The organism is Wolbachia endosymbiont of Dirofilaria (Dirofilaria) immitis (assembly GCF_013365455.1).
Taxonomy (GTDB): Bacteria; Pseudomonadota; Alphaproteobacteria; order Rickettsiales; family Anaplasmataceae; genus Wolbachia.
Map to the genome: position 1 here is coordinate 71,008 of NZ_CP046578.1, position 23,076 is coordinate 94,083.

Genomic DNA, 23,076 nt, shown 5'->3' on the forward strand with positions numbered 1-23,076 from the left:
ATAAAAATAGTGTTGCTAGAGTTTCTTTTTTTATTGGTAGATTTTTAAAGTGTTGAGGCAATTCTTATACAAGCATTTATTTTTACAATAGGAGGTAGATTTTAGTGCGTAACACTAAAATCTATATTTCTTTTTTTCTGGATTCTAGTGTTAGACTACTTGAATAGAATCTATGAGTCCTATTATCTAGATGCTTGACACTGGAACCTGTTTTTTCATATAGTTTTACTATATGAAGTTTGCAGTGAAAATGATGTTGCGCAGGTAGCCAATATTTTTGAGGTTGAGTTTTCATTATGTAACTAGTTGTTAATCCTTTGGTGTTACCTACTTAGATAATATCTGTTGTGGTATTTTAAGTAACAGTGCTTATGCTGCTGCACCTCATATGCCAGAGGTATATATGATGACTTGCAAGAAGTGTAAAATGAAGGGTTTATATATTAAAACTTATGGCTGTCAGATGAATGTTTACGACTCCATTTTAATGAAAAATATGATTAAGCCTTTGGGATTTGATATTGTAAGCGATGTGGAAAAGGCTGATTTAGTGATACTAAATACTTGTTATATTAGAGAAAAGGCAGCGGAAAAGCTTTATTCAGAGCTTGGAAGGATTCACTTGTTACAAAAGAGTAAAGAAATTATTATAGTGGTAGCCGGATGTGTAGCACAAGCAGAAGGAGAAGAGATATTTAGAAGAGCTCCGTTTATACATGCTGTTGTTGGTCCGCAGAGTATTGCTACTTTACCAGAGCTGATAGTTAAGATAAACAAAAATAAAGGGCATGTAATAAGCACTGACTTTCCTGTGATTGCGAAGTTTGATAAATTACAGGATAAGTGCTACGGTAATAGCCAAGGATCTTCTGCATTTCTTTCTATACAAGAGGGTTGTGATAAGTTTTGTACGTTTTGTGTAGTACCTTATACTCGTGGAGCTGAATATTCACGACCAGTGGGTGAAATATTCCGTGAAGCATTAAAATTAGTTGCAAATGGAACAAAGGAAATCAATTTGCTCGGTCAAAATGTTAATGCTTATCGTGGGGAATGTGAAGGGAAAGTGTGGAATTTAGGAAAATTAATTAGTTATATCGCTAGAATTGAAAAGCTAGAAAGAATCCGCTATACGACTTCTCACCCAAGAGATATGCATGAATCTCTATACTTGGTGCATGCGGAAGAACCAAAACTCATGCCATTTATTCACCTGCCTGTGCAATCAGGTTCAAATAAAATATTGCGTGCAATGAATAGAAAATACACTGCAGAGGAGTATTTGGAAATAACGAGTAAGTTTCGCAAATTGAAACCTGAAATTGAATTTTCTTCTGATTTTATTGTTGGTTTTCCTGGAGAAACTGAAAGAGATTTTGAGGAGACTATAAAGTTAGTAGAAGAAGTAAAGTATGCTCAGGCTTATGGTTTTAAATATAGTCCAAGACCAGGTACACCTGGGGCAGAAAAAAAAGATCAAGTGCCTGAAGAAATTAAAACAGAACGTCTCCTTTGTTTACAGAAGTTAATTAATAAACAACAGCTTAAATTTAACCAGAGTATGATAGGTAAAACTATACCTGTTCTATTTAGTGGTAAAAAAGGTAAACGTCAAAACCAAATTATTGGTAAGAGCCCATATATGCAATCAGTGTGTGTTAGCGATCCTGAAGGTAAATATGGAAATAAAATAGTGAATGTGAAAATACTGGAAGCTTGGCAGAATAGTTTATTAGGAGTAAGTTTAAAGGATTAACTCTGTTGATCACCTGTCAAAAATTATTCTTTTGCTTAGAGAAAAGCGCCACTATGAAAACAAAAGAGGACTTTTCTCGTTTATCTCTGGTCAATTATTTTAAATTCTATAGTAACCATAATTCTTTATTATGTTAGTATGTAAAGCTTCATATAGTATACTTTTAGGTCTGCTAGTTATTCTTCTTTTGCGTTTATGATATATTGTCTAGTTTTTTCTAAGAATTATTGTTCTTATAGAAATGTAAGTTCTAAGTTAGATTTTTATGATAATATTTTTATTATTGTTGCCTTTAGGCATAATTAGCTCCTTTATATTAAATAATGTATTTAATATATTAATATCAGATATAGTGATATTAATATATATTAATAGATAAACTTTTATAGAGATAAGGTTTACATTTTTTTGGATTTGTAATTTTTTACGAAGCTCTATACTCTTTAGCTTTATCAGTAAAAGTGAGCATGAAGCATTATCCTAGTACAATTAGCAACCCTGATTTTTCTTTGTTAGAAAATGAAGTAATAAAATTTGGGCAGGAAAATAAAATTTTCGAGCGTTCAGTTGAAGAACGTTCTAAAGATAATTGTTTCGTCTTTTATGATGGACCTCCATTTGCAAATGGACTTCCACATTATGGGCATTTACTTACTGGTTTTATAAAAGATGCGTTTGCAAGGTATCAAACCATGTTACAAAAGAGGGTTGAACGTAGATTTGGTTGGGATTGCCATGGACTGCCAGCTGAGATGGGTGCAGAAAAGGAACTTGGAATATCTGGTAGGACTGAGATAGAAAAATTTGGTATTGAAAAATTTAATAACCATTGCCGTGCTTCTGTAATGAGATTTTCATTGGAATGGAAAAAATATATAAATAGGCAAGCAAGGTGGGTAGATTTTCATGATAGCTATAAAACAATGGATAGATCATTTATGGAGTCGGTCATGTGGGCATTTAAGCAGCTTTATGATAGAGGTCTGGTATATGAATCGGTACGTGTTGTGCCGTACAGCTGGGCGTGCGAGACTCCATTATCTAATTTTGAAACAAGGCTTGATAACTCTTATAGAGAAAGGACTAGCAAGGCTGTCACTGTTGCATTTGAGCTTTTGGAAAATCCACAGCAATTTAAGCAAAAATGTAAATTGCTTGCTTGGACTACAACTCCTTGGACTTTGCCAAGTAATTTAGCTTTAGCAATAGGGAAAGATATTGAATATTGTGCGGTGTTAGTTCACTCCTTGATGTCATTTCAACATGTGACTCTAGAATCTGCTTTCGGATTTCAGTGTCAAGGTGCTAGGATAACAGAGGACAATAAAAGAAATCAGGTAAGTGATGAGGTATATATCTTTGCTAAAAGCTACCTAGAAAAATTTATCGATTATTGCGAAAAGGACAATGTTACATATGAAAACTGTAACATAAGGCTTAAAGCAAATGATCTTATAGGTCTTTCTTATAAGCCACTGTTTGATTACTTTAAAGATACAAAAAATGCGTTCCGCATTTTTGCTGCTGATTATGTTGTAGGAGAAAATGGTACTGGCGTTGTACATACTGCTCCTGGATTTGGTGAGGAAGATTTTTACCTTTGCCAAGGTCATAATATTCCAGCTGTTTGTCCGATTGATAACAGTGGTAAATTTACTCTTGAAGTTTCAGATCTAGCCGGAGTGCATGTTTTTGATGCTGACGATATAATAATAAAGAAATTGAGAGAGCAAGGAAACTGGTTTAAAACTGAGAAATATGTTCATAATTATCCGCACTGCTGGAGAACTGATACTCCTTTAATCTACCGTACTATGCCTTCTTGGTATGTTGCTGTGACAAAGTTTAAGGGAAGGATGTTGGAGTTGAATAGAAGAGTCAATTGGATACCAGATTATATAAGAGATGGTCAGTTCGGAAAATGGCTTGAAGGAGCACATGATTGGTCAGTTTCACGCAATCGGTTTTGGGGTACACCAATTCCTGTGTGGAAATCGGATGATGTAAGGTATCCAAGAATAGATGTATATGGTTCAATAGCAGAACTAGAACGAGATTTTAATGTTAAAGTAAATGATTTACACAGACCATTTATTGATTCTTTGACAAGGCTAAATCCTGATGATCCAACAGAAAAGTCAGTTATGCGCCGTGTACCCGACGTGTTTGACTGTTGGTTTGAGTCTGGTTCAATGCCGTTTGCACAAGTTCACTATCCATTTGAAAATAAGAAATGGTTTAAGGGTAATTTTCCTGCAGATTTTATCACTGAATATATAGCGCAAACAAGAGGGTGGTTCTATACACTTTTTGTATTATCTACTGCTTTATTTGACAGTGAACCATTTAGAAATTGTATATGCCACGGTGTAGTTTTGGATATGAAAGGTCATAAGTTATCTAAGCATTTGAGTAATTATGTAGATCCAATGGAGGTTTTTGATAAGTATGGTTCTGATGCTCTGCGCTTTTTTATGCTTTCTAGCCCTATTGTTTGTGGTGGTGATTTGTTACTTGATAAAGATGGGAACTCGATACGAGATGTTTTAAGAAATGTGATAAAACCTATTTGGAGTAGTTATCACTTCTTTACTATGTATGCAAATGCAGATGAAATCAAGGCTGCAGTTTGTAAAGATTATCAAAGTACTATTGATTGTTATATGGTCTCTAAATGTTTTGAAGCTATAGAAAGCATCCAGACTTTTATGAACAACTATAATTCTCAAGGAGCTTGCAAAGTTCTAATAGATTTTTTTGAAGTGCTGAATAACTGGTATATCCGTCGCAATCGTGGGCGTTTTTGGAGAAATGGTTTAGATCAGAATAAAATTGATGCTTATAATGTTTTATACACGGTTTTTTATTATATATTAAGAGCCGCAGCTCCTTTATTGCCGCTTATAACAGAAGCTATATGGCAGGGACTTAAGTATAGGGAAACATCTGTTCATTTAGCTGATTTTCCACAATTAGAGAGGTATGATAGTAAATTTATTGCCAAAATGGATTTGGTGAGAGAAATGTGTAATGCTGCACTCTCTGTTAGAAACACTTTTAATATACGTATTAGGCAGCCACTTGGCAGTATGGTAATTTATCATCAGTTTTTTTGTAATTTTCTTGAGAATGATTATCAGGAGATGATAAAGGATGAGGTAAATATAAAAAGCTTGGAATTAGTTAACAAGCTTGAAGATATTGCGTCACTGGAGTTAAAGCTAAATTTTTCACTGCTTGGAAAAAAGATTCCGAGCAAAATCAAGAGGCTAGTTCAATATGTTAAAGGGAGAAAATGGAGACAGATTGAAGGTGGGCGAATATTTTTAGGAGATGAGTTAGAAAGCTATGTTATAGAAGAAGGTGAGTATGAACTATTATTAAAGGCAAATAGGGAGCATTCTGCTGTATTTGATAACAATAAAGGGGTTGTTGTCCTAAACATTGAACTAAATGATGAATTGATTCTAGAAGGACTTGCGCGAGATATTGTAAGGTTCATTCAGGAAACTAGGAAACAAGCTAATTTTCATATATCTGATAGAATCAGAGTAATAATCAAAACAGAGGATGAGAAAATTGAAAAAGCGGTAAATGTGTGGGGTAAGTATATAAAAGAGCAGACTCTTGCCTTATCTTTAGAGGTTGGTGCAGAAATCAGAGCTGGCTTCTATTTTAAGAAATACCAAGATTTGATCATTGGTATTAGTTTAAATTATTAAGTAGTTGAGAATTGTCATTGTTCATGCTACACTTAAGTTACTTCAAATGAGGTTACAATATGGATATAGCTGTTAAAGTTGGTAACTTAAGTAACGATGATGATGGTAGTTTGGGTAAAAAAGAGTCTGTTCTTACTTCGAAAGAGCAAGATGATTTGAGGAAAAGGGATGAGGTTGTTGATTTTAGTATCCCACTAAGTATATTTTATTATAAAGGTTATAACTCTGACTTTTTTACTTCCTGGTATAATGTATCAAGTAAAATCTTCAAAGAGATAAGCAGTGTTTGCCCGGAAAAACGGGTGTTAAATTTAGCTTTATCGGTTTTGATGCTTCCTTATGTTGCTTTTGTTGTATTAGGGTTAGTCATATGTAGTAGATTTAAAGCAGACGATAAAATACAGATCGGTTTTGAAGAGAATAAAGTGAAAAAAGGTGAAGTGAGTGAAAGTGTACCGAAAAGATTGGCATATGGTGTTCTTACTGCGATAGTGATTCTTGTTAACGTGGCTATGCTTGTAGTCTTAATTATCCCTGCAACACTTGCTTTAGCTACTTTTTGTCTTTTAAATAGGAAATTATCTAACTCTTTAATTGCTGCTCTTAGAATAAGTATTGGGCTGTGTTATAATAAGCACCAAGATATTAGAGTATCTTTTCATGAAACAAGTTATGGGGCGGAAGTTCTTAATCCAAACATTATGTGGAATATGAAGATTAAGTTCCCGCCACAGTTTGAACAGTTGCTTAAAGATTTATGCGAAGATGGAAATGGTAAACTATCTATTATGCGAGATGTAGGGCATAGTACTATACTAAAGCTATCAGCTAATGTTCGCTTAAAAAATGGTCTTGTACATTTGTATAGTGAAATTAGTAATGTGATTGCAAAGTCAATTCGAGAATTTGCAAGGGGTATTGAAAAACTGGTAAAACTAAGAAAGAATGATATCGTATACGATAGCCTAAAAAAGCTGTTGAATGAGTTTAGACTGAAGGTGATAGATAGTGTAGATTCTAAGTTAGCAAGTCACTTAATACAGGACGCTTATAGAGTTGCCTTTATACAGGCAATTAAGGTTGCACAAAGGGAAAGAGAAAAAAGGGGGGGATTAGATATAGAAGAAAGACTGAAAGAGGTATTGGTAGAGCAAGAATTGAAAAGCCAGGGTAAGGAGTTACCGACTGAGAAAGAGATGATAATAAGGGATTTAAAAATATCAACCAACTTAAAAAGTGGTACACTTCCTTTGTTTAGAGCAAAATGGAAACAACGTGTGGTTGGAGGAGTAATTGGTGTTTACAGTGAAATATATCCTCAGGAGACAAAAAAGGCTACCTCTGAGGCTAGAAATTTAATTGTAGAGTTAAAAGAAAAAGGAGGACGGAAATATCAGAACATAAAAGAGAAATTAGAGGTGATATATTTAAAGATACATAAAGCTTTGAAAAAAGATAGCAGTTCAGTGAGTAATAATCTAAGGAGGAAACTTGAGGATATTTTTGAATTTGAGCCTGCTAATCAATATGTTTATCGAGAGTTGGTAAAATCGAAAATAAGAAAGGCTGAAGTTATGTTAAGTCAATCGGATCTAGCAGTTGATGTAAAGCAGGGTCTGCTTGGTGAATTCTGTGATTTAAATATAAATGTGTGTTCTTATCATGAAGTAAACCTCTTGCTAGAGAAAATGTATTTAGAAATAATGAAATGTAAAACTCAAAGTTTGTTTCAAGAGCAAGGAAAAAGTATAAGAGACATAGAAGATAATACTGGTGTATTCATGCTGTTTGATGGGGAGGATGAAGAATGCCTAGTAAATAGGATTGTTTCTTATCGAGAAGAAGTAGGAAAGTATTTAATGCAACCTGTGGAATTGAAGAAAGTAATAGAAAAGCAGAATAAGAATTTGGATAGTGAGAAAAATAGTAAAGAGAAGGAATCTTTAAGTATAGAGTTGATAGAGTTATGTTTGAAAAATAACCAGGAAATTTTGGAAACATTGGAACGATTAGGATCAGAAAAAGAAGGGTTATTGATAAATGAGAAAACGGAAAATGATTACAGAGAAGAACTTACTTCTCGTGAAAAGATAAGATTTGCGGTAATAGAAGATGATTTATTGAAGTTGTGTAAGCAAGAAACTTTTAATGAAAAAGAAATCAAGAAGTTATTAGAGAGAGCAGAACTTGAATGCTGTTTAGCAGAAAAATGTATCGAATATCCTATGATTAAAACGAAAGATAATATCAAACATTTTTGTCAGGCTTTATTATCTCCTTTGATAGGTATTTTGATGGAAAATATAATAAGTAATGTGCCAAAAAATATATCGAAAGATAATGAAAATAATTTATTAGGTCAGGGTTGGGGTTGGGTATATAGAAAAGTAATAAAGCCTGCGCAGGTTGCTCTGAATTATAATAAGCTTGGATTATCAGCTATTGGAGATAAAAATAGTATAGAAGGAAAAGCATTAGATTCAGCTCATAATACTTATAAGGAGGTAGAGATGTTGCTTCAATATTTTGAATCAAGTTATGAGAAAGTAGGAACTTTAGTAGGTAATGTATTTTCTGATGATGGAGAAACATTTAAAAAGAATATATGGCCTCAAGTAAAAGAGCATTTGTGTAGTATGTGGAATAGATTTTTTAAGGATATTGAGTTCACACTGGTTAATGAAAGTGAAAATATCCCTCAAGAAACAGAAGAGACAGTGAAAACTAAATTAAGTGAGCTTTATAATATAGGAATACGGCGACAAGCTCTACCTGGTAGCATAATACACTATCTTGCTAAGTAGTTATAAATGGCTGTGATAATATCACTATCATTACAGCCTGTTTGAACAAGTTCATCGTTTCCACTGCAACTTTTTCCAGTTACAGTAGATACTAGCTCTTTTGCACTGATTTTGTCAGCTAGGTCTTTACTTACTTTTACAATCAAAGCTGTTTTACTGGACTTCTTGCTTGGTGAGAAATTAGTAGCTCTATTTGGCATCATCCCAGTGTGTGAAGTTGGAATGATAAAGGATTGCGAAAGTGTTTTATTCTTTCCAGTTACTGTAAAAGCTATTACTGTTTTTGGCTTTTGTTGCTGCAGAACAAATTCTCTTATTATATTTACTGGAATGTCAGTAAAAGCATGACTTATAAAATATATCCTATTTATTTCGATGCTTTTTATATTTTCTATTCTTAAGAGCTTTTTATAAAGTTTTTTTATTTTAGCTTCGAATTCTTTGCGTTCTTGATTTAAAATATCTAATCGATTTATTATCTCGCTTATTGGCGCTTTTACGGATTTTGCAACTTTTTTTAAGTTAATTTCATTATTACGGACATAATTAATTGCTTCTTGACCAGTTAGGGCTTCGATTCTTCTTACTCCAGATGAAATAGAACATTCTGTTACTATTTTAAATAAACCTATTTCTCCAGTGCATTCTACATGTGTCCCACTACATAATTCTTTTGAGTCTCCAATGTTTACAACCCTGACCTGATCACCATATTTTTTGCCAAACGATGCTATAGCTCCTTCACTCATTGCCTGGTTTATGCTCTGAATTTTTGTGGACGTGGAAAGATTTGCTCTTATTAAAAAGTTTACCATATCTTCTATTAAAAACAGCTGATTTTGAGTAACTTGAGTGTTATGGCTGAAGTCAAATCTTAATCTATCTGATGCAACTAAAGAACCTTTTTGAGTAATGTGATCACCTAAGGTTTTTTTCAGTACAAAGTGTAAAAGATGTGTAGCTGAGTGATTCATTCTTATGCTCTTTCTTTTTTCCTTATCAATGGTTGCTGTGACTATGTCACCTTTATGAATTGAACCAGATTTAACTATGCATCTGTGTAGATATAAGTCTTTAATTTTATTGGTATTTTCTACTGTAACTATACCTTGAATAGTATGATTTGTAGTACATGATTGGTTATTTTTTTTGTGAATCTCAGCGCTTATCAATGGGGTAGCAAAGAGAAACTCTCCAACATCCCCAGATTGTCCACCTGATTCACCATAAAAAGGCGTTTTATCAAGTATGATAGTTATCTTATCTCCCTTTTGTGCAGAGTTAATAACTTTATTTTTAGGGGAAATTATGGCTAGTACTTTTGCATCCTTTGCTTCACTAGACTCATAACCAATGAATTCTGTTTTGCCAAATTTATCAATCAAATCAAACCATACTTGCTTAACGGATTTTTCGCCAGGTCCTACTACTACCCATTTAGCACGTGCTCTTTCCTTCTGTTCTTCCATTGCGTTATCAAAACCCTTTTGGTCAAAATTTATTCTTCTCTCTTTTAAAATATCAAGCGTGATATCTAAGGGGAATCCATAAGTATCATATAGCTTAAATGCTGATTTTCCTGATAGAGTATCACCTGGTTTTAAATCTGCAATAAATTTTTCTAAGAGATTGATACCTTTCACCAAAGTATCTTTAAAGTTCTCTTCCTCTGATTTTAATGTTATTTCTATTAAGCTTTTAGCTCTAATTAACTCAGGGTAAATATCTCCCATATAAGCTGAGCTTGAGCTATCTATTAATACTGGAAAAATATGATGAAGAAGGGGTTTATTATATCCAAGCTGGTGAATATAACATGCAGCTCTCCTGATCAATCTACGTAATACATAACTTCTGCCTTCGTTTCCAGGAAGCATTCCTTCTGCAATTAGAAATGCAGCTGAACGAAGATGATCTGCGATAATCTTATGAGCTACTTTATTTTCTATATTTGCACAGTATCCTTGTGATTTATTTATTATGGTAGAAAATAGATCAATATCATAGTTATCGTGAACGTTTTGCATCACAGCAGCTATTCTTTCAAGACCCATCCCAGTGTCAATGCATTTCTTTTGTAATTTTTGTAAATTGCCTTCTTCATCTTTATTGTATTCTATGAATACCAAATTCCAAATTTCAACAGTTCTGTCATTATCTTGTAAGTTGGGCTTTGCATGATCGAAAAGAATTTCAGAACATGGACCACATGGACCAGTGTTGCCCATGCTCCAAAAGTTGTCTTCTGTTGCAATTCTTATGATTTTATCATCTGAAAAACCACTTACCTTGCGCCAAATTTTGTATGATTCATTATCAGTATGATAAATGGTTATAGATAATCTGCTTTTGTCAAGAGATAATTCTTCGGTAATAAATTTCCATGCAAGTTCTATTGCTGTTTCTTTAAAGTAATCACCAAAGCTAAAATTCCCAAGCATTTCAAAGAATGTATGGTGCCTAGTCGTATAACCAACGTTTTCTAGATCATTATGTTTACCGCCGGCCCTTAAACACTTTTGACTTGAAACAGCACGTTCAGCTTCAATTTTTTGTAAACCAGTAAAGCAGTTTTTGAACTGCACCATGCCAGCATTTGTAAACATAAGTGTTGTGTCGTGTTCTGGAATTAAAGGAGAAGAAGGAATATGCTTGTGATTGTTATTTACGAAAAAATTTATGAATCTTTCCCTAATTTCGTTTAGCTTCATTGTTTTTGAGGTTATTTATGAATAATAAGTTGTAATGAGGGTAAAATCAATTTACTGATCTAAATATTAATATATTACATTTAGTGTAACAAAAATGATTCTTATATAAAAATTTTAGTAAAAAATTATAGTCTCAAGTAGTCTGTTCAAATAATATAGAGATATTTATTAATTAAAGCAATATTTTTATTGATTAACTTAGAGGATATAAAATATCTATGAAATTATTACTAGGTAATATGGGATAGATATAGATTATCTGAAAAGTAATCGGTTTTATCAATTTAATTACAAATGATGAAATAGAAATTTGTTCCTCTTTGTATATTTGACATTCATGTAATTTTTGAAGTTGAAGTAGGTGATAAAGACCTTAAAAAAATTATGGTATTTAGTAATTCAATAGTCGGTGGGTAATAAATTTTGCAGTAAGTTATCTGTACTGAGAATAGCTGAGTTAAGTGATAAAGTGTGGCCTATATACCTTAAGATAAAAAAACGTTGAGCTTGGCGCTTGTCGTTAAAGAGTTTTTAGATTGAGTTATTCCATCCTTGAGTGAATTTTTATTATCTAATATATAAAGAGAAAGAATAAACAATACTGTAAAAGTATATAAGATAACTACAATTACAGAAAGTACTGTAATTTGACAGCACAACAGCAAAGCTATCTCTGACTTTAATAAATTAGAAGAATACACTACTGAAAGTAGTTAACTGTAGGATACGAGCTACTAAAAGGTTAATGTTGCTAAGTATTATAGTAACAAGATTTCTAGATTTAAACCAACATCTACTACCGGAAAGGTTAATTATTGAGGTATATGAAGGTAGAGTAAATATATTGTGTAGAATTAGCTCTTTGAAACAATAAGAATTTTATTTTGCATTAAATAAAATTGGTGGAGGAATTAGCTATATAATGAAAGGAAAAAAGATTGAAATGCTGATAATAAAATTGTAGTTAAGGACATAAGAGGTGTTGTTTTCTGTTCTAATAACTTTATATCAAGGGCTATAACTACCATCTAAGTAATATGGGTGGAGTGTTGTTTAAATTGCCAGACGGACTGTAGTGGTTACTGGAATAATGGTAGTAGAATTTAATGCTGAGTGCTTGTGTTATATGAGTGCTAGGACTGTTAACTGCTGTTGTGGGGTTAAATATTGGCCTTTGATATAGGAGAAAAAAAAGAATAGTGCTTAAAAAAAGCTGGTATAGGAAGGAAAGAGGTAAGGTGTTGGCTGAAGAAGATCCTCTACTTGATAAAGTATAAGCATTGAGCAAGGAACGTATAGGTCTTTTTGACTTAATATTTAATCAGTTATAGAAAGAGCTGCTGTATTATTCTCTGTTTGTAGATCTTTTATACTAAAACTAGTATAAAAATCTGAACATCACTTGAAATTTGTGTGCTTTTAAACAAAAACAAGTTATAGGAGCACATTCTCTTGTTGTTTCTAGTTGATTAACCACTCACATTCATCATTCTTAATTAACTGTATATAATTTATTGCAGCTTTGTGATAAAATTTTGCAGTGGATAAAAGTAATCAAAAGAAGAAACGTTTCTTTACTGTGTTTAGGCCTATATTAAGCATCAAATTTTCCTTTAAATATCAATTCTGAAAACATATCTATGTTATTTTTGAATATACCTCTAAGTCACTCTATAACATTCAATATATATGTTATCTTAATAATTTAAACCTTTGCTCTTATATTTGCTAAGCATGCTTTTCACTTTGGAGTTAAAATTGAATGCCTTTATTTCAATTTTATTCGTATTGTTTAATCTATTAGTTAATTTTATATTAGAATTCTCCATGAGTTTTGCAACTCTACCTTTGTTTTTTTATTTCTATTAAGAGTTGGTGCTAGTTAATGTCTGGAATATTTACAACAACTTATGTGTGTTTAGTGTCATGTTTATTTAGAACCTTGAGAGTAATATATTTCACAGCTGCTTATTTAAATGTTTTTTTCTTTGGTGCTATAATAAAAGGTTGACGGCCATGACATTACTCCCGTCAATTGTAGTGGAAAATAGGTCTTTTTTATTATATGTTTGAGTGATGCTAATTACTGCATCTAATTGATTGGCTAAGCAGAATTTGTAAAAAAAAGCAAAAATAAATGGGACTAGAAAGTTTCAGGTACTACTACATATTAAACTTTGTAGTTTTGATTTTGTTGTTTATAATGCCTACTGAAAAGTGGGTAGTTCTATTTAAGTCTAAACTCTTTTAAATCTAAATATTTTGCTATATATTCAACAGCAGCAGAACCAATGCTGAAAGATTTTTGATAAAAAGATTCATCAAATTTTTCCCTTTTTGTAGATGGTAAATTATTTAGGATTTAATAATTAAGCTATAATTGGATAAACTTTCTCTGAAAGAGTAAAGGTTTTTGTGTTTAACGTAAAATTTATAAAAGAATATTAATTAAGTTATATAATCTTTTTTTACAGTTCTGCGTAAAATTTACTTTTTATGACTAAGACGTTTATAAACTTAGCTTTAAGGTAAAGCTAGTGATGAAGGGGAACTTACTAATTGTAGGTATTAATATCTCTATTTTATGCATATTAGTATATATTGTGTGTAATTTAAAATGTTATAATTTTTAAGTTATTAATAAGATTCAATATAGGGATAACAGACATAGGGCAATTTTGTGGGTTCTAATTGTATAGAGTATATGTTTTAGCATCTTATTCCTATAGTATTCTCTAGATAGGTTTAGTTCTAAAATTTATTGTACCAGTTTATATTGTATTGGCACTTTAGGTACCTTACCTTTAATTAATTCTAGCGATTAGAGCTCTATTTTATTGTTGGAAGATGGGTAATTATTAGTATTTATTCTTTCTTCAGTGCTTAGATTCTTTAAGGTAATAAGTGTTCATTACTGCAGAGAAAAATTTGTCATGCTGTTTATTAACATATTAATTATTATTTGTATCTAAGATAGAGTATTTTCTATAAACTATTAGCATGATTTATTGATGAATTTTGATGAAATTTTACTGTGTATATTTATATGATATCCGGAGTATTACTTACTTTAATTACTTATGTATATGTTACCCAAAGTTGGTTCCTAAAATTAGAGGTGAGATATTTAAAAATGAAGCAAGGTCCATACTTAATAAAGGTATTTTATTGCTAAATTTGTTTAGCTTTCTTATGATTAGAGCATTGAAAAACTTTATAAATACATAGTCTGTAACATCTGTATTAGGTGTACCCTATAGATAGGTAAGTTGTGTGTAGTATTTTGAAATAGATGCTGACTTTAGCTTTAGGTATTTATTATTTTCCTTATATATTGGTAAAGGATGCAACTAAGCACTATAGGATAATAGTTTCTTGGAATATCACTATGATAATTGTGTTCTTACTGATTTTTATGTTCACTATTAGTATAGCTTTAACATTCTCATATTACTTTCGGTATTTACCTTGCTTTTGACTACTAGAGTTTGTAAACTGTGTGCAAGATAATGTAGTAGTAAATGCTAAGACCTGTAGATAATTCTATGGCTGTGAATTCTGGTTACTAAAATCAAAGCGTACCATAAGAAGTTAATTTTCCTTTTTAGGAAAGGGGTTGCTTTGTTGCATAGCGAGCTAGATAATCATAAGAAATTTATGTAGCTAATTTGAGAATGTGTTTGTTATGTTTTTTTAATTTGACTTTTCTAGTAGGCTACTACTTTTTTGTGTGGGTGGTTTTAATCATTTTGATAAAAATGCTCTTTGTTAAATACTCTGAATGCTATGACAGAAGAAGAGTATTTATAATACAGGTAATACATTGTGCTATTAATTGGTGGTATTGATTGTGTTTGTACACTATCAATTTTTTTTTACTTTTTTATCTCTTACTCTGTTTATAGCACTCGTGTATAGCATATTTATACCTGTAGTTGTATCTCAATTGCTGCAGATAGCTATAAAAGTAATGAAGCAGTGAAATTTATTGAAAACATAAGTTCTATTATCGTGGCTGTTATGGTGATTAACTCGGTTTTAGGTAGGTTATATCAATAAAATTGATGAGTAACAACATAACATTTATGTAAACGTCGCAATAATTATACTATTGGATTTCTATTACTTTTTGATAGGCATGATTGCATTTAATGTTTACCTACTACTTAGCAATATCACCTATAATTACTTTTTATATCAGTTATAAAATCTGTCAGACAGTGCTAATTAGAGGTGTAAACTTCTTCTTGTTTTATTTATATCAGATTCTTTATTGACTTGTCAAATTGTGTTTTTTGTGGTAGTACTGGAACTCATTTTTACTACTTGTTTTATGCCTTTGAAGGACACAATATGGTTGATGTAGATATGTATACTAATTTTCTCCTGCTAACCTTTCTGCTTCGTTACGTGAAATTAATGCTTCAATAAATTCATCTAGCTCGCCTTCTTTTATAATCTGCTCTAGCCGATGTGAAGTTAGATTGATTCTATGATCTGTTATTCTTGATTGTGGAAAGTTATAAGTTCTTATACGTTCAGAACGATCTCCAGAGCCAATTTGGCTTTTCCTCATTGTTGATCTTTCTATCTCTTTTTTTTGCCTTTCAATTTCGTATAGCCTTGCTCTCAGCACTTTAAGCGCTTTGGCCTTATTTTTGTGCTGAGATTTTTCATCTTGCTGTATTACAACTATTCCTGTTGGTAAGTGAGTAATTCTTACTGCACTATCAGTTGTGTTGACTGATTGCCCACCGGGGCCGCTAGACCTGTAGACGTCTATTCGTAAATCTTTCTCTTCTATTTTAAAATCGACTTCCTCAACTTCAGGTAATATTGCAACAGTAGCTGCTGAAGTGTGTAATCTTCCTGAAGACTCAGTTTCTGGTACTCGCTGTACTCTGTGTACTCCTGATTCAAATTTCAGTCTTGCAAAGACTTCTGTTCCATTAACAAGTGCAGAAGCTTCCTTATAGCCACCTATACCTGTGCTAGAAATGCTTATCGGTTCAAATTTCCAGTTTCTTCTTTCTGCATATTTTTGGTACATGCGAAATAACATTGCTGCAAATAATGCTGCTTCTTCTCCTCCTATGCCTGCTCTGATTTCTAGTATTGCATTTCTTGAATCATCTTCATCTGTGGGTACTAACGCTAATTTTAGCTTGATTTTTACTTTTGGTAATAGTACTTTTTGTTTTTCGAGAAGTTCTTCTTTTGCTAACTCTTTTATATCATATTCACTGTTTTCATCTTTTAGTATTTTCTCTAAATCTGAAATTTCCTTTTTTAGCATGTTATATTCGTTGATTATCTTAATAATTGGTTTGAGTTCAGAATATTCTTTTGAAAGGTTGATAAATTCTTTTTGACTTAAGTTAATAGGATTTCCTAGTTTTCTTTCTATTTCGTTAAACTTTTTCTTTAAATCTTGTAAATTGTTTTCTATGTCCATATAGGTCAAGTCTAATATTTTAACTATCTTAGCAAATAACATATACTTAAAATAAAAGATTTTTTACATCAAGCAATAACATTATAATATACATACTGCCTTAGATATTTCTATAATAGTGCAAGGAAGATGACATCAAATAGCAATTTTATATTTGGAGCTTCAGACATAAAATCGTTGCCGGGTGAGTCAGTTCCGGAGATTGCATTTGCCGGTAGGTCAAATGTAGGAAAATCTAGTTTAATTAACTTGCTTATAAGTAGCAAAAAAGCTGCTAGGGTTTCTTCTAAACCTGGATGCACTAGGCAAATAAATTTTTATTCTATGTATGATAATAAGTTTAGGCTTGTTGATCTACCAGGGTATGGCTATTCTTATGCAAGCAAGGAAGAAACAATACAATATTTAAACCTAAGCAAGTATTATTTAGCTCAGAGAAGGAGCCTAAGGAGGGTGTTTGTGTTAGTGGATAGCAAAGTCGGACTAAAAGGAATAGACAAAGACTTTATTTATTGGTTAATATATAATAATATTAACTTTGATATTGTGCTAACAAAAGTAGATAAGTTAAGTCAAAAAAATCTCGATGCAATTTTAGAAAGCACTCAAAAGTGGATTAATAATGAAAATGTGTTAATCCATCAAATGAGCACCCGTGTTAAATGTAAAATAACCAAGGTAAGAGATGAATTTTTTAAGTTTACAAAGTAAAAAGATGAAGAGCAGTGAATTTTCAAATGGTGAGATATCATTTAAGCAAAAGACAGAAATATTGCTTGAAGTGCTATCTAATATACCTAACTTTGTAGGGGAAACTTTTGTTATAAAATGTGGTGGTGTGGCAGTCTCAGATGAAACACTGTTTAATACTTTTGTGCATAATATTGTCTTGTTGAAACAACTTGGCATAAATCCAGTTATAGTACATGATGGGGAGCGTGAAATTGATTCTGTGCTGAAAACCTTGGGTATAGGTAGTAAATTTGTGAATAATATTAGACTTACAGATAAAGACACTATGAAGATCATAGAAATGGCGTTATGTGGTTCAGTGAATAAGAAAATTGTCCAGCGTATAAATTCTGCTGGTGGTTCAGCTATTGGATTGTGTGGAAAGGATGGCAACCTGATAAAAGCTGAAAAAGTAAGCACTACGCTGAGAGAAAATGGGTCAGACAATATTGAAAGAATATTAGACATGGGATTTATTGGTATGCCAATTGAGATTAACCCTGATATATTATTTTTTATTGAGGAATCAGATTTTATACCGGTTATTGCACCTGTTGGTCATGGAAGAAGTGGGGAGACATATCACATCGATGCTGATAGTGCTGCAAGTGCGATAGCAATTGCAGTTTCTGCATCTAAGATGATCACTTTTAGTGATACAGAAGAAATAGATAAAATTGGTAGTAGAAGAATATCTATTAAAAATTTAAATACATCAATTAATTGTGGTAAAATTAGAGGGGAAAGACTTATTGAAAAACTTATAGCATGCACTAAAATGGTAGAAGAATGTGCTGGAATCGCTCATATAGTTGATGGTAGAATACCTAATGTTATGATTGATTTATTTACTGAGAATAATTCGAGTATATCAGTTATGAGTGATTTATAGTTTATACGCTATAACTTGATCTTTGGTATGTAGAGTGGAAAAAATTAGAGTGGAGATAAAAAAATTATTACATGGTGAAGGTTTACCTCTTCCGTGCTATGCAACTGCGCAGAGTGCTGGTATGGATCTTTATGCAGCATTGGATGATTTTGTGATTTTAAATCCACTTGAAAGATTACTTGTTCCAACTGGGATTATAATTGCAATACCAAATGGTTTCGAGGGACAAATTCGCCCGCGTTCTGGCCTTGCTGTAAAATATGGGGTCACTATCTTAAATTCTCCTGGTACTGTAGATTCTGATTATCGAGGTGAGGTTAGAGTTTGCTTAATTAATCTAAGTAACCAACCTTATAAAATAGAAAGGGGAGATAGAATTGCACAAATCCTTATTACTTCTGTATCTTGGGTAGTTTGGAGTAATACAGAAAAGTTTTATATAGAAGAAACTGATCGAGATGCAGGCGGTTTTGGTTCAAGTGGTAGATAGTTCATGTAAATGCTGCTTAGTTAGTTTTTACGTTAAAAATTTCTTGACTGGGGTAGTTTTTACATATAGCTTTAGTATATTAATGATTTATCAAAGAGGTTAATAATGTCAATTTTCAGGAATCATCGTGGTCAACTTCGCAAAATGAATGCAGCTCTTGTAGCACTTACTTCTCTATATGTTATAGGTGCAGCAGCAGCATTTTCAGCACCACATTGGGTATCTTCAACTTCAGCTTTAACTCCACTTGCTGCTTTTGCAGCTACACCGCTTGGAATAGGTATATTAGTAACTGTTGCTGTTGTATTGATTGGTTTAGTGGTGTATGCTATCAGCAAAAATAATAAAATATCTGAGTTGGAGGCTATGAAGTTTATTGTTGATAGTGGTAATGTAAAGCTACAAGTAACAAGAAAGGAGTTTGAGTATATAAAAAAGAATAACAAAAATAAGGATAAAGATGGAAAGGTTGCGGAAGGTGAGTACCGTATAGATTTTGCTAACTCAGAGGGTAAGGAGTGTTATGTTATTGTTACAAGCGAGAAGAGCCAAGAAGTAGGCAATACTTTGCTCTTAGATATAAGTTCACTGAGCATGAAAAGCGATGAAGGTAAATATGTGGCTCAGACTGAGATGTCAAAAATATTGGGACTGGACAAAGCTGGTGCTAAAGAGTTTAATACTTATTTAAACTCAGTTATTGTTGGGCAGGCTGTAGAGCAAGAACAAACAAAGTAAGTAGTATGGCTAAGTAAAAAAGAGGTAGATCAAGTCTACCTCTTTTTATCCTTCTTAAAAGTTCTTGAATTTCAAGCACTATATTTGTTGTATTTTTTCCTTATCAGGGGGTAGTGCTACCATGTAAGTAACTGCATTATTAGCATCTAGAAAAAAAAGAAATACAGATTCTAGTGTCGCGTACTGAAATGATGTTTATCTTTAGATTATAGTTGAAAGTATTGGAAGTTTCAACAAGTAGAAAAACAAAAAAACTGTAGTGTTGAGTTCAATTAATCTACTACTATTTCCTAAAAAATCGCAGTTAATTTTTCCTTACAGATTTGCCTAAAGGCTTAATTGATAAAGAATGTTTCAGTTTTGGCTATAGGGAAGTTGGTTGATATTTGTTAAGACCTTTTAGAAGTAAGTAGTATGAGTTGATAATTTTAAGTAAGCAGAAAAGAGATCAGTTTTTGATGTGAAAATAACAGGGGTTAAGTTATTGTAAAGAACAATAGTTGAAATTACAGCAGCATATTGCATTCACCTGCTGCTGTAATAAAACCTTCGGGTACTAAGAAGTTAATGCTTGCCAGTTAGCTTATAAGTTACTGCCTTGCTTGAATTAGTGGTGAATAATTGATATTAATGTTATTTTTAGTATAAAATAGACTAGCAATGAGGTACTTAAAGTAGTAGTCTCTTTTATGAGCTTCATTATTCGTTGTTTCATACCGGCAATAGTAGAAGGGGAAGAACATGGAGAAATTACTATGGCGCTCATAAAAAGAGAGCACTGATAATGTAAAAAAAAGGAGTAGTAGCGGTAAAGAGAATTCAAGCTGAATGTTATAATAAATTAGATATTAGTTATAACTGATGAGTAAGAAGTAGAACATTAGATAAATCCATTAGGCTAGATTAAGTAGAGTTAGAATTGCTAAAATACGTGCTAAAGGAGGGTTAAATTTTTAATTGCTGAAGTACTAAACTATAGAATGAGAATATATTAGCGAGCAAACCTGTTGAATGTGCTATTTTTAAAATTATGTATACTGCTCTTGGATAAATTTAGACATTCTACTTAGGAGTAGAGTTGTAGCATTAAAAACTCTAAATATAGAGAAGGAAATAATGTTTTTGACTCTATTTTAGAGGAGTATAAATAAGTAAGATTACAAGAAACTTCAGGCGTTATTAGTGTACTTGACGAGTGCGCTGAAAATAAGGGAGTTACATGTATTTATAGTGACTAATCTGATGTTTACTGGTTTTCTCTAGTTGCTACAATAGTGATACCTACTCTACTATAAATGCTTTTATGTATGTAAACTATGGTAAGGCAAGCTAAATTAGAAAGGTAAAAGAAGCTGTACTTAATACTTGTGAAAAAGATGATAAAAGTAATCTTAAGTTAACAGCAGGAAAATTTGGTGTGGGTTAGTGAGAACAACATATTAAAAGTTTTTGGATTATGTTTTAGTGAAGATTATTTGGTACAAGAGGCAATAAAAACATAAATATTTGGTAAAAAAGAAACAAGCCTACGCTCCTTTTCTAGATATTTTTTATTTTTTTAATTGATTAATATATTTAATAATTATCATCTAATAATGATGATGCTTGTAATGTAAGAATAAGTGAATTTTGTTTACTGTTTATATCTATAAAGTAAAAGTGTTTGCATATTGTTAAAAAAACAGTAACTTATTATCAAGTGAATCTGCTAAATTTGAGAAATGTAAATGTCTATTAACCTCAGTTTCTCAGAATTGCCTGTACTATATCCAAGAATTACTGTTATAGGTGTTGGTGGTGCTGGTGGAAATGCTGTGAATAACATGATTCAATCTAATTTACAGGGAGTAAATTTTGTTGTAGCAAATACGGATGCTCAAGCGCTAGAAAAGTCATTGTGCGATAAAAAAATTCAGCTGGGTATTGATTTAACTAAAGGGCTCGGTGCTGGTGCCTTACCTGATATTGGTAAAGGTGCAGCAGAAGAATCGATTAAAGAAATTATGGAACATATAAAGGATAGTCATATGCTCTTTATAACAGCAGGAATGGGTGGTGGTACTGGTACAGGTGCAGCGCCAGTAATTGCAAAAGCGGCAAGAGAAGCAAGAACTGCAGTGAAAGATAAAATGTTAAGAGAAAAAAAATATTAACTGTTGGAGTTGTAACTAAGCCATTTGGCTTCGAAGGTGTACGTCGTATGCGTATTGCAGAGCTCGGATTAGAGGAATTGCAAAAATATGTAGATACACTTATTGTTATTCCAAATCAAAACTTGTTTAGAATTGCTAATGAAAAAACCACGTTTGCTGATGCATTTAAACTTGCTGATAATGTTCTGCACATTGGTATTAGAGGAGTAACTGACTTAATGATTATGCCAGGGCTCATTAACCTTGACTTTGCTGATATAGGAACAGTGATGAGCGAAATGGGCAAAGCAATGATTGGTACTGGAGAGGCAGGAGGGGAAAATAGGGCAATTAATGCTGCAGAGGCTGCAATGTCTAATCCATTGCTTGATAATGTATCGATGAAAGGCGCGCAGGGGATATTGATTAACATTACGGGTAGTGGGGACATGACTCTATTTGAAGTTGATGCTGCAGCAAATAGAGTGCGTGAAGAAGTGGATGAAAATGCAAATATAATATTTGGTGCTACTTTCGATCAAGCGATGGAAGGTAAAGTTAGAGTTTCTATTCTTGCAACTGGTATTGATAGTAGTGCTATCCGTGATGATAGAGTGGAAACTTCCTCTGTTAGTCAAACTAGGGCTTTAAAGGAAGAAAAGTTTAAGTGGCCTTACAGCCAAACTTCAGTGCCGGAGACGAAGACGACTGAGCAAGTAAGTGAAAAGGTAAGATGGAATAATAACATTTATGATATACCAGCTTACTTAAGGAGAAAAAAATAATGCAATTTTTGTGCTATTTCAGTCAGAACTAAGTGAATATTTATTATAGAAATATGGAAAGAATAGTAAAGTAGGTGGTGTATTCAACTATCAAGTTTAAAGTTATATAATAGGGTATAGAGCTGAGGTGGATTTACTTTTTTTGCTATACAGGTAAAGAAGAAGTGGTATTTGAAGTAATTAAAGTCTTTAAGAAATATAATTATGGTAGCGGTTGTTGATTTGGATCAGTGGTTATGAAATTTTCTGAGTTTTTAAGTAATCAGACGGCGTTGAGTGATATAAAAAAATCTACTTTTGAAAATATAACTATGTTAAAACGGCTATGTTTATCAGTTTTTTTAGTCTCAGAAATAAATAGAAGGGTGAATAAATGTTAGAAGTAAATGTTTTTGATGAGAGATGGAATAGTATTGTAGAGGATCCAGAGCGATTTGTGTTAAATATTATAAATGTTTCTCTACAGAAATTAGAGATAGATCACTATAAACCAAGTATATCAGTGGTTCTTGCTGATGATGATTTGCTACATCAACTTAATTTAAAGTTTAGAAAAATGAATAAACCGACTAATGTATTATCATTTCGGTATGAGCAACTATCTAGTAAGTGTGATTTAGGTGATGTAGCGATTTCAATAGATACAATACAAAAAGAGTCGAATGAATATAGTGTATCTACTATAGCTTATGTTGCGCATATGTTAGTGCATGGATTGTTACATTTGCTTGGTTACGATCACCAAAAAGAAGATGAAGAAATTATAATGAAAAGCTGGGAAAGCAGGATTTTGACTTCGCTTAGCTGCAATTACTTGTCTGATTTAGAAGGAGATTTAACAAAAGTATAGTAGGTAATG

General features: G+C 32.3%; 10 protein-coding genes and 1 pseudogene. 9 read left to right on the top strand and 2 right to left on the bottom strand.

The annotated features are described in order from the left end of the window. Positions 1-427 precede the first annotated feature (427 nt). The 3 genes from miaB (at position 428) to GOY12_RS00275 (ending at position 8,282) form a co-directional block, all read left to right on the top strand. Complete coding sequence (gene miaB / locus GOY12_RS00265) at positions 428-1,756, top strand: tRNA (N6-isopentenyl adenosine(37)-C2)-methylthiotransferase MiaB (RefSeq protein WP_175818683.1); 1,329 nt, start codon at positions 428-430, stop codon at positions 1,754-1,756. Between the two features lie 461 nt (positions 1,757-2,217). After that, positions 2,218-5,478: an isoleucine--tRNA ligase gene (gene ileS / locus GOY12_RS00270; protein WP_175818107.1), complete on the top strand. Its 3,261-nt coding sequence runs from the start codon at positions 2,218-2,220 to the stop codon at positions 5,476-5,478. A gap of 59 nt (positions 5,479-5,537) precedes the next feature. Beyond that, entirely contained in the window at positions 5,538-8,282 is a 2,745-nt protein-coding gene (locus GOY12_RS00275) for a hypothetical protein (protein WP_175818108.1), read from the top strand. On the opposite strand, the gene alaS is transcribed toward GOY12_RS00275, so the two are convergent. Together alaS and prfA are read right to left on the bottom strand one after the other, a co-directional pair. Beyond that, positions 8,267-10,993: an alanine--tRNA ligase gene (gene alaS / locus GOY12_RS00280; protein WP_175818109.1), complete on the bottom strand. Its 2,727-nt coding sequence runs from the start codon at positions 10,991-10,993 to the stop codon at positions 8,267-8,269. The two genes, GOY12_RS00275 and alaS, sit on opposite strands and share 16 nt — an antisense overlap. A 4,375-nt stretch (positions 10,994-15,368) precedes the next feature. Then, positions 15,369-16,448 carry a peptide chain release factor 1 gene (gene prfA, locus GOY12_RS00285; protein ID WP_175818110.1) on the bottom strand — a complete coding sequence of 360 codons (1,080 nt, stop codon included), beginning with the start codon at positions 16,446-16,448 and terminating at the stop codon, positions 15,369-15,371. Positions 16,449-16,577: 129 nt separating this feature from the next. Here prfA and yihA point away from each other — a divergent pair, with 129 nt between their 5' ends. From yihA to ybeY, 6 genes and pseudogenes are all read left to right on the top strand, one after another. Next, on the top strand, positions 16,578-17,159 hold the full coding sequence (gene yihA, locus GOY12_RS00290) for a ribosome biogenesis GTP-binding protein YihA/YsxC (protein ID WP_175818111.1): 582 nt from the start codon (positions 16,578-16,580) through the stop codon (positions 17,157-17,159). Positions 17,160-17,163: 4 nt separating this feature from the next. Continuing rightward, positions 17,164-18,072 carry an acetylglutamate kinase gene (gene argB, locus GOY12_RS00295; protein ID WP_175818684.1) on the top strand — a complete coding sequence of 303 codons (909 nt, stop codon included), beginning with the start codon at positions 17,164-17,166 and terminating at the stop codon, positions 18,070-18,072. A gap of 34 nt (positions 18,073-18,106) precedes the next feature. Next, positions 18,107-18,562, top strand: a complete 456-nt coding sequence (gene dut, locus GOY12_RS00300; protein ID WP_175818112.1) for a dUTP diphosphatase — start codon at positions 18,107-18,109, stop codon at positions 18,560-18,562. Positions 18,563-18,667: 105 nt separating this feature from the next. Continuing rightward, a complete protein-coding gene (locus GOY12_RS00305) occupies positions 18,668-19,300 on the top strand; it encodes a hypothetical protein (protein WP_175818113.1) in 633 nt (210 codons plus the stop codon). A gap of 1,727 nt (positions 19,301-21,027) precedes the next feature. Next, a pseudogene (gene ftsZ / locus GOY12_RS00310) lies at positions 21,028-22,217 on the top strand (cell division protein FtsZ). Between the two features lie 373 nt (positions 22,218-22,590). After that, positions 22,591-23,067, top strand: coding sequence for an rRNA maturation RNase YbeY (gene ybeY, locus GOY12_RS00315; RefSeq protein ID WP_175818114.1), 477 nt, complete (start codon positions 22,591-22,593; stop codon positions 23,065-23,067). The last annotated feature ends 9 nt before the right edge of the window (positions 23,068-23,076 follow it).